Origin of the sequence: Legionella sp. km535, from assembly GCF_003990085.1 — a bacterium.
In the GTDB taxonomy this organism is placed as follows: domain Bacteria; phylum Pseudomonadota; class Gammaproteobacteria; order Legionellales; family Legionellaceae; genus Legionella; species Legionella moravica.
In genome coordinates, this window is record NZ_RZGU01000003.1 from 209232 (window position 1) to 217865 (window position 8634).

Here is an 8634-nt window from a genome sequence, read left to right on the forward strand (position 1 = left end):
AAAACCATCATATGCGGAATGATGTTTTTGAGAGATTTCGACCTTACACCAGGACAGATTCATTGAATAACTGATTCATCAGGAAAACTCTTCCTCACTTTTTTTAATTGCTTTTTCACGTTCCAATGCAATGCGAGAAGACAAACTCCTAACAACGTCAGTAAGTTCCTGAGGATCAATAACATCTCGATCTTCAGGTGGATAGCTTGTTGCTAATTGAAAGTCTTTGATCAGTTCATTCGCAACTGTACCAGCATACTTATCTTTAGCTCCAGTAAGTCGCTCTATCATCATCATTTGATTTCTTGTTTCATTAATAGGCAACAAAGATTCAGAGAACGTCGCTTTATCACTCACTAAAATAGGTGGAGCATTACTGTTAATCCTGAGAGGGCTAAATATGGTCAATGCACCTTCAACCTCTTCCTCAATAATATCCTCAACGGGCTCTGGCTCGTTATGGCCGTGGAATGCTATTAATGCCGCCACTCCTCGTTCAATAGGCTCTTCAATATTGGATTCCCTTAATACCTTGCTGATTAAGGTAATCTCTTCATTTTCGACCTCTTTATTGATACTTAAATCACCACTATCCAATATTTGCTGGAATGAAGACAATTGCTTTTGTAACTTCATTAAATAATCATCAGGTGGAGGTTCAACCTTCAAAAATTGATTGATTTTCAATTGTTTCACTGGTTTTGGATTCGCATAGAACATTCGCGCCCGTACAATTTTGGATTTAAAGAATATATGTGCTTCACCTTCTGTTTGTTCTTTTAAGTCCAATAAATCCACTCGAGATCGTTTTTCAAATGAAGAACTTTTTGTATCCATATAACTATTCGCGATACTGGTATCCTTTGTTTGAAATGAGTCTACTTTGGTAACATAAGCTTCGCCTGCAGTTTTGGTGAAGAAATCCCAGGTTTCAGTAGGATCTTCCAGCTTCATACAAATTTTAATGTTGGTGTTCGCGCCAATTGAAGCCGCCTCTTCTTTTGATGCTTTTTGGAATGCGGGTAAATCCTGCCCCGCAAATATAGCAGAGAAACCTAGAGATCGCGCCTGAGCAGGTACCACCGCGAATCCTTGCACCGCATAATAACCGTACTCATCCAGAATGCACATATAGGGTGTGGGTGCATTGGTTGGTTTTCTTAAAATAACATCGCGGTAATCCCCTTCCACCTCTTCACCAAGTCCTGCGGCCATCATGGCTTTTAATGAAGACACAATAATTTTACCGAGGTTTGATAATTCATCTGGAGATTTTTCCAGGGCAGGTAATAACACGACCAAGATTCGTCGATTCAATACAACGTCTTTAAAATCAACTTCGGCCAAATTGGTTCGAATAATATGGCCATAAGTATCAGCCAATGATGAAAAGCTTCGTACCAGCTGCATGGTAATAAAACCATGCTGTTCCAATACTTGAGATACCTGCTTTCCTTTTTTTTCTTTATTATAACCCGGCAGGGTGTTCAAATAGTTTCGCAACGGGTCGGTTACCAGTTTGGGAACCTGCTCAATATTAACGCTCTCCTGATCGTCTCGAGGGAATACCTTGTCAATTACTATTGATTCCAGTCGTTGCAGATCGAAGTAGTTTCGTATGGAGTTTGCATCAAGAAGAATAGCGCCATCATCACGCATATAAACCAATAAACGCATTAAGGCTTCAACGAATGCGATAGCACGACCTTTCCACATATCCCCATCAGAGGACTGACCCGATCCGCCCATCAAACTGACCACCAACTGAGTCAACATACTTGAGGAACCCTGACAAAAAGGGTTTAAGGTATTAGAAAGTCTTTTTTCCTGAGGGCCAACAATATCGCGCGCACCAGTCATAAAGTTAATTAGCAGCAAGTCATCTTCACGCCCCATACTTCGAACCATAGAAAAGACTTTTGCATAAAGAGAGTTATCCCCTTTACCATCCACATAGATGAATCCACTACCTTGAACCAATGCATTGTAAGCAAGAGAGACCAAACATTCTGTTTTACCACTACCAGTAGAACCGAAAATTAAAGCATGTGTTCTCATGTCATCATTGGCAAACCACAGCTCTTCACCCGTTTTTCTATCATTACCGAAAAATGCAATTCCTCGTGCAATATTGGGTTTATTAATACCCGGCTTCATGTCGTTATAATCCTTTACACGCGCAATTTGCGGCAAACGGAAGGGTAATTTTTGTTTTCGGGTAAAACTGTAAAGGAAGCATAAGGAGCCGATTAACATCAATAAGGTTGCCACTTCAGAAAAGTAATATGCCGCGGCAGCCAGCGCAAAAAGCAATATCGATATATTGGTGGGATCGGCAAAGAAATCCCCTAATCTTTGAGTTAAAGTTCGAGTATCCCTTAAGAGAAGGGTTGGATCTAACTCATGTCTACTATCAATACCGCGCATCATGGCTCTAACTCTCCCATTTGACGAGGTGTTAATTTAATCTCTTTAATTGCAATTTCCAAAGCTCGAATCGCTTCATCAATCATAGGGACTAATGAGCGGCGCCCCATTTCCTTTTCAGCACGCCAATGAGCAAATGGACCACCAACTTCAGCATAAGGCGTTTGTCTGCCTACACAATTAAGCATATACCATAATCGCCTGTCCACGGGTTTTAACCAAAGAAATTCAGAACTGGGAACGACTCCATCATCTCGAGCGCCTTCAAGCAAGGAAGCGAGTACAGTCAGCATGTATGCATGCTTTGATATAATTTCTTGAACATTATCAGCATTTTGGTATTTTTTAATCACGGGTTTAGCAACCGAAAAATCAGGTTTCCCGGAAACAAAAGTCGCGTCCAACACTTTAAGAATGTTATTGGCTGCATCCCTGTCCCGATTCATTCGGGCAATAAAAACAGCCGCCAAGGCATAAGCTTGTGGAGTGCAACGCTCAAAACCATCCCAATATGGGCCCAATTGCAGGGTAAAAACCCGCTTTGCGTCCCCGCGTCTGATCCCTGCAGTCATTTCCTGCCCGGGGATAGGATTATCCAATATAGCATCATCTTTTCTTAATAACTTATATTTACGGGCAAATTCCATTGGGGTCAAAGCCATTGCCCAAGGTCCTGTATTCACATCCTGACTGACTAAATCTTCTTTAATCACTGGCATAATTGCTGGCCAATTGAATTGCTCCTGAGCCCTCAAACTTTTCATATCATGAGCTCTGCGAAACTTTAAGGTTATATTCGATTTATAAAGAACTACGGCTAACACTATCAAAACAAGGACAACCGGATAACGCATAAAATTACCCACGTTCTCCGTCATCTGCATCAATTGCTCCCAATGCACCGTAGCAGGGTCAATAGTTTGCATCAGGTATATCTGATTTGTTAAGGCTTGATTATTAATGAACAAATTAACCAGTCTAGCCTGCCAGATATTGATTTCAAAAACAGCACTAACGATGTATGCATGCCCAAATTTCCAAACAAGAAAACCAGTAATAAACAACAGTATGATAATCCATACTGGTGCCATTGCATTGTCTGAACCTGATTGTTGTTGCTGCTGAGCCATTGTTAAAACTTTTAATTAGGTTGATTAATTCAAGTATATACTGCTCTGAGATAAATTTGCGATATTTTCACCAGGTTCTTTGAACGAATTTTTAATTTGGAATAAATAAGTCGTCGTTGCGAACGAAGTGAAGCAACCGAGTACAGCATGTTAGCGAAGATTCTATTTTGATTGCTTCGCTAAGGCTATTGAGCATTAGTCTTAGCATTGCAAACTCATTATACTTGGTGCCAGAATCGTTATACCTTGAATTTTATCTTATTATTCAATTGGTTAATTTATTTTGACCATTGCGCCCTTAACCTACGTTCCGCGCTTAATGCTCGGAATCTAGAAATGGTTTCATTAAAAATAGGCTCATTTTAGTGAGACCCTTATAGATCCCGCGGGAAGTAGGCGTAAAGCCCCCAACAGATGAAATGTCAACAGGCTCTGGAGATAATAAAAATGATGAAAATAATCAATAAAACAAATCGGGCTACGATACTTTAATCAATCGGTTACGTTCAAATTTATAGACTCCGGTACTATGAACAAAACGACTGATATTATCCAGATTAAGTGTTTTATCTTTCAGGCTTAATAACATTTTACCAAGTTTATCAACAGGAGCCTTATCAGAAGAAAGAGGCAAAATATCCGATTGATTAATGTATATCGCGACGTAAGCTTCATTCTGTTTGTTTTCTTTCGTTTTTAACAGTGCTTTAACGTCAGCTTCATCAGCGTAAATAGGACGAGAGATCATTTGTTTAGGAAGATTTGCAATAATCTTCTCCCAAGATTGTATCGAAGTACCATCGGAAGAATATAAAGAAATATAGATTTCCTGCTGTCCGCTCCTGAGGGCTATACGATTTGCCAGATGGGACTCTGCTTTAAGTTGGGCGCGGCTGCTGGCACCCAATTGATTGATGAATCCATCACGAATTTCAATTAAATTTTTACCAACAACTTTTAAAAAATTGGATTTATCCCAAGGCCCTTTTTCAATGGCATCATTCAAGGCTTTCAATATTACTTCATTTTGCTCATCTGAGAGTCGATCTTTCATAACATCAATACTTTGGTGAGAGGGCAAAACGCCCTAAGTTAATAAATTTATGATTAAAGTATAACAGTATTTACGAAAATCGATGAGAGGAATCCTAGTAATCTATCTATTTAAAACCCCAAAGATGTTTGTGATGTATTTACATTTTCATCGTGTTCATGATGCACTGATGCAGATTGATTGACAATTTTGTTGTCTAATCCGTTCTGGACTCCACTGATGCAATTGTTCAGTAATTCAACAACATTTCGGTAATCAGCGTCATCAGGCCTTAAGCTAAGTGCTCTAGCCGTTTTCTGCAATAAGTCTTTAACCGGGCTTAAGACACTCTGATGGACAAATTCAGGGGGTACTCCCGCCGTTTCACCCGATGTACTGATATGAAAACTGTACCTGTTGTCCCTGTATCTTGAATTTCCATCGCTTGCATTTGACATTCGGTAACTCCTACATATATAGCTTTATAAGGTTAGTCTAGCAAACCAGATTATCGAAAATTGTAACTGCCTCAATAACTTTCGAATTCTTTACAATTATTTGCGAAGAGCATTTAATCATACATTAATTCATCCAGAGGAGTGTAATCGCGGCTTGGCCCACCATGTATTAATTCATTCACCACATCCGTCATACACAGCAAACGTAACACATTAGGGGTGACTTCATCAAATACAACACGTATACCTAATAATGCCCCCTCAGCCTCATCAAAAGTTGCTCCTAATCCATACCCCAGACATAAAGAACACAATTGATCAGCCCGCTTGGCGATTGCGGGTAATAAACCAGTATCTGCAAAGACCTCATCGTAACTGACAAAACGATCATTTAAATAAAATTTGGCATTCAACGCTGCGGCAATTATACCCATACATTTACTGATATCTCGTTCCATTATCTCCACCATGGTTGCGATGATTTAACAGACCCCGCCATGATACTTCTTAGCCATCGCAAAAAAACAGGGATGGTAAAACCATAATGTTCAACGATACCAAAGAATACCGCTGAGATTAAGACCAAAATCCCGGTCCACACTCTAATATGCATTAAAAATAAAAATATAGGAAACGCAGCCCGAGCATCCACAATAAAAAAACGAGCACTTCGTGCTGAATCACGCCAGTGACTTGTTGCAGAAAAACCCCCAGCCATACTCTAACCTCAAGAACTATTCTCTTATTAAAAAGTATATACCTAAAAAATAGCTTTCGCACCAGACTAATTTGAATAATTTAGACTTAAACGCATTTATAAAAAGTGGAATTTATTCCATTGGAGAGTATTCTTTTGAGAGATTTGCTCTGAGACTTTTCGTAAGAACTTCTTCCATTTTAGAAGAAGGTGTTAATTGAGGAGCAGCAGTAAATTGATTTGTGTTTGCATCAACAGGCTCGATACTATCCGTTACAACTAACGTGTCTGTATCTGCGGATTTTCTTTGCCCATGCATTTTTGCCAACATTTTAGAAGTACTATTAAAATCCATAATAACTCCTCACGAAAAATCAATTAGACCAGAATACCATAAACAAATTAAGGAATTATTAAGAATGAGCTGGTTAATTAAAAAAAAACATTGGATACCCTTCATTTAAAGTTAGCCTATTCTCTTCCCTGCATCAAGGATAAGATCCTTGAATACCAATACCAGGGCATCTGCTGTCTCGTTATCATAGGGCACAGGACTGTTTGATGATTGCCAAATCCCATGGGGCCATAAACTATCGTGTTCATTGCGGGCAACGACATGTACATGCAACTGAGAAACTACATTTCCAAGAGCGCCTATATTCAATTTGTCTGGTTTAAAATAATCAACAACCAAGACAGACAACTGATTCATTTCTTCCATCAGAATCAGCCGTTCCTGTTTGTTCAACTGATACATTTCCTGAATGTTTTCAACTCTGGGAACCAAAATAAACCAGGGAAATTGAGCCTCATTCTTTAAAAAGACTCGAGATAATGGCCAGTCGCCTAAAACAAAACCAGTAGATTGAATTCGCTCATCGATAAGAAACAAAAAAGGCTCACATCACGTATTAATAGCCTATTCTAGCAAAGCAAGATTCATAATTTAAATAAGTCATCGATAAATTTTAATAAACCTATTGAGTAATGATCCCATTTTAAGTTATGTTGAAATAACCTATTGTAAAATAGGCCGTAAACAATTGTCATTTATGGACGAATGCAATTGATCAACTGACGCCCAAAGGTCAGTCGACGATTGATAAGCTTTAGCAAAAGGAGGATTTATGGCTAGAGGCGAAGTCAAATGGTTTAATAATGCCAAAGGTTGGGGTTTTATTATTCCGGAAGGTGGTGGTGAGGATATTTTTGTTCATTTCTCATCAATTCATGGTACTGGTTACAAAACACTGGTTCCAGGTCAGACGGTCACCTACGATGTGGAAAACGGCGAAAGAGGCCTCCATGCTTCAAACGTTATTGCACTGAGTGAGACAGCTGAAGAAGAAATGGCTTGATTTGAGTACTCTTTAAAACTTTAGCGCAGCAGCATTTTAATAATTGTGCTGCTGCGACCATCATATTCATGTATTATCACCCGTATTGAATCAATCGGGCAGAATATACCAATGAAGCAAGGTTTATTACTTATTAATTTAGGCACGCCAGACAGTACTGATGTTTCTGCAGTTAAAACCTATTTAAGTGAATTTCTAACAGACAAGCGGGTTATTGATTTACCTGTATTGTTACGTTATGTACTTGTCTATCTCATAATTCTACCGTTCAGAGCAAAAAAATCAGCGCATGCTTACCAGTCAATCTGGACAGAACAGGGATCACCCTTGCTGATTCACAATCAACAAATAGCCAATCAACTGCAATTAAAACTGGGGGCTGATTTCAAAGTCGTCCTGGGTATGCGTTATGGCTCACCCTCAATTTTAAATGCTCTAAATCAATTAAAAGAATGTGAATCTATTACTATTCTGCCTTTGTATCCACAATATTCATCAGCGGCAACTGGTTCATCCATTGAGGAAGTCATGCGGCTTCTCGCAAAACAGGAAGTCATCCCTTCTATAACCATCATCAGAGATTTCTTCCAGCATCCCTCCTACATTAATGCTCAAACCAAAGTAATAAGTCATCATATGGATGAAGATGACTTTCTTCTCTTCAGTTATCATGGAATTCCTGAACGGCAAGTACAAAAAAGTGGCTGTAAGACTGTTTGTCAGGAAGCTTGCCCAACTGTGTCAAGCATTAACCAAGGATGTTATAAAGCGCAATGCCATGAAACCAGTCGTTTATTAGCCAGTGCATTAAATTTAACTGAAAACCAATACACCACATCATTCCAATCCAGACTAGGCAAAACTCCGTGGATTAAACCCTACACGGATGAGCTTTTATCTGAATTAATTGCAAAAGGCATCAAAAATCTTGCTGTAGTCTGCCCTTCTTTTGTTACCGACTGCCTGGAAACTCTGGAGGAAATGGGCATCAGGACCAGAGAGCAGTGGCTAAAGCTCGGTGGCAAGAAATTTACATTAATACCGTGCATGAACGATGATCCCGATTGGATTAGCGCGATAATCGAACTCATTAAAAAATAATGAGGAAAAGGATTAATTAGCAAATATTAAAAAACAATAAAATAACCAGGGTCTGTTGACAATTCAAGTTTCGACGTCCCGCGACTTGTTCCTGAGAGATGGTCACAAAAAGTGACCAAAATTTTTTGTGACCATCTCTCAGGACTTGTTCGCGGCAAATGGATATAATGGACCAATTGTCAAAATACCCTGATTGGCCTAGCGCTTAGGAACTTGCACCCTGACGCAAAAATTCAAATCCTAACATATTCCATCGCATGCATAGCTCTACTTTTACCTCCAGTTAAAAATGGGTGGATTACCAGCCGGCGTAGATACTGTCTTTAAACGCAAGATAAATTTTCATTAAAAGGCAGTTTACTTTTTAAAACTCCAAAGATGATATGAGCTAATTTGCGCATTACAGCACAAACAATAGTTTTAGGAGTTT

At 39.1% G+C, this 8634-nt stretch carries 10 protein-coding genes; 2 read left to right on the top strand and 8 right to left on the bottom strand.

Translation table 11 applies throughout. The features are described 5' to 3' along the window. Positions 1-78 precede the first annotated feature (78 nt). From ELY21_RS03175 to ELY21_RS03210, 8 genes are all read right to left on the bottom strand, one after another. Positions 79-2430, bottom strand: a complete 2352-nt coding sequence (locus ELY21_RS03175; protein WP_127106795.1) for a TraM recognition domain-containing protein — start codon at positions 2428-2430, stop codon at positions 79-81. Further along, positions 2427-3557: a type IVB secretion system coupling complex protein DotM/IcmP gene (icmP, locus tag ELY21_RS03180; RefSeq protein WP_127106797.1), complete on the bottom strand. Its 1131-nt coding sequence runs from the start codon at positions 3555-3557 to the stop codon at positions 2427-2429. Before icmP ends, ELY21_RS03175 begins: the two co-directional genes overlap by 4 nt. A gap of 478 nt (positions 3558-4035) precedes the next feature. Further along, positions 4036-4611 carry a Dot/Icm secretion system protein IcmQ gene (icmQ, locus tag ELY21_RS03185; protein WP_127106798.1) on the bottom strand — a complete coding sequence of 192 codons (576 nt, stop codon included), beginning with the start codon at positions 4609-4611 and terminating at the stop codon, positions 4036-4038. 110 nt (positions 4612-4721) lie between these two features. After that, positions 4722-5048, bottom strand: a complete 327-nt coding sequence (locus ELY21_RS03190) for a hypothetical protein (protein ID WP_127106800.1) — start codon at positions 5046-5048, stop codon at positions 4722-4724. Positions 5049-5161: 113 nt separating this feature from the next. Next, the gene (locus ELY21_RS03195; protein ID WP_028383646.1) at positions 5162-5506 is read right to left on the bottom strand and encodes a type IV secretion IcmS family protein; all 345 of its coding nucleotides are present in this window, start codon (positions 5504-5506) and stop codon (positions 5162-5164) included. After that, complete coding sequence (gene icmT, locus ELY21_RS03200) at positions 5506-5766, bottom strand: IcmT/TraK family protein (RefSeq protein ID WP_028383645.1); 261 nt, start codon at positions 5764-5766, stop codon at positions 5506-5508. Before icmT ends, ELY21_RS03195 begins: the two co-directional genes overlap by 1 nt. A gap of 112 nt (positions 5767-5878) precedes the next feature. Beyond that, a complete protein-coding gene (locus ELY21_RS03205) occupies positions 5879-6100 on the bottom strand; it encodes a hypothetical protein (RefSeq protein WP_127106802.1) in 222 nt (73 codons plus the stop codon). Between the two features lie 111 nt (positions 6101-6211). After that, entirely contained in the window at positions 6212-6637 is a 426-nt protein-coding gene (locus ELY21_RS03210; RefSeq protein ID WP_127106804.1) for an HIT domain-containing protein, read from the bottom strand. Between the two features lie 235 nt (positions 6638-6872). Here ELY21_RS03210 and ELY21_RS03215 point away from each other — a divergent pair, with 235 nt between their 5' ends. Next, a complete protein-coding gene (locus ELY21_RS03215) occupies positions 6873-7103 on the top strand; it encodes a cold-shock protein (RefSeq protein WP_028383642.1) in 231 nt (76 codons plus the stop codon). A 111-nt stretch (positions 7104-7214) separates the two neighbouring features. Next, the gene (hemH, locus tag ELY21_RS03220; RefSeq protein ID WP_127106806.1) at positions 7215-8204 is read left to right on the top strand and encodes a ferrochelatase; all 990 of its coding nucleotides are present in this window, start codon (positions 7215-7217) and stop codon (positions 8202-8204) included. Positions 8205-8634 lie beyond the last annotated feature (430 nt).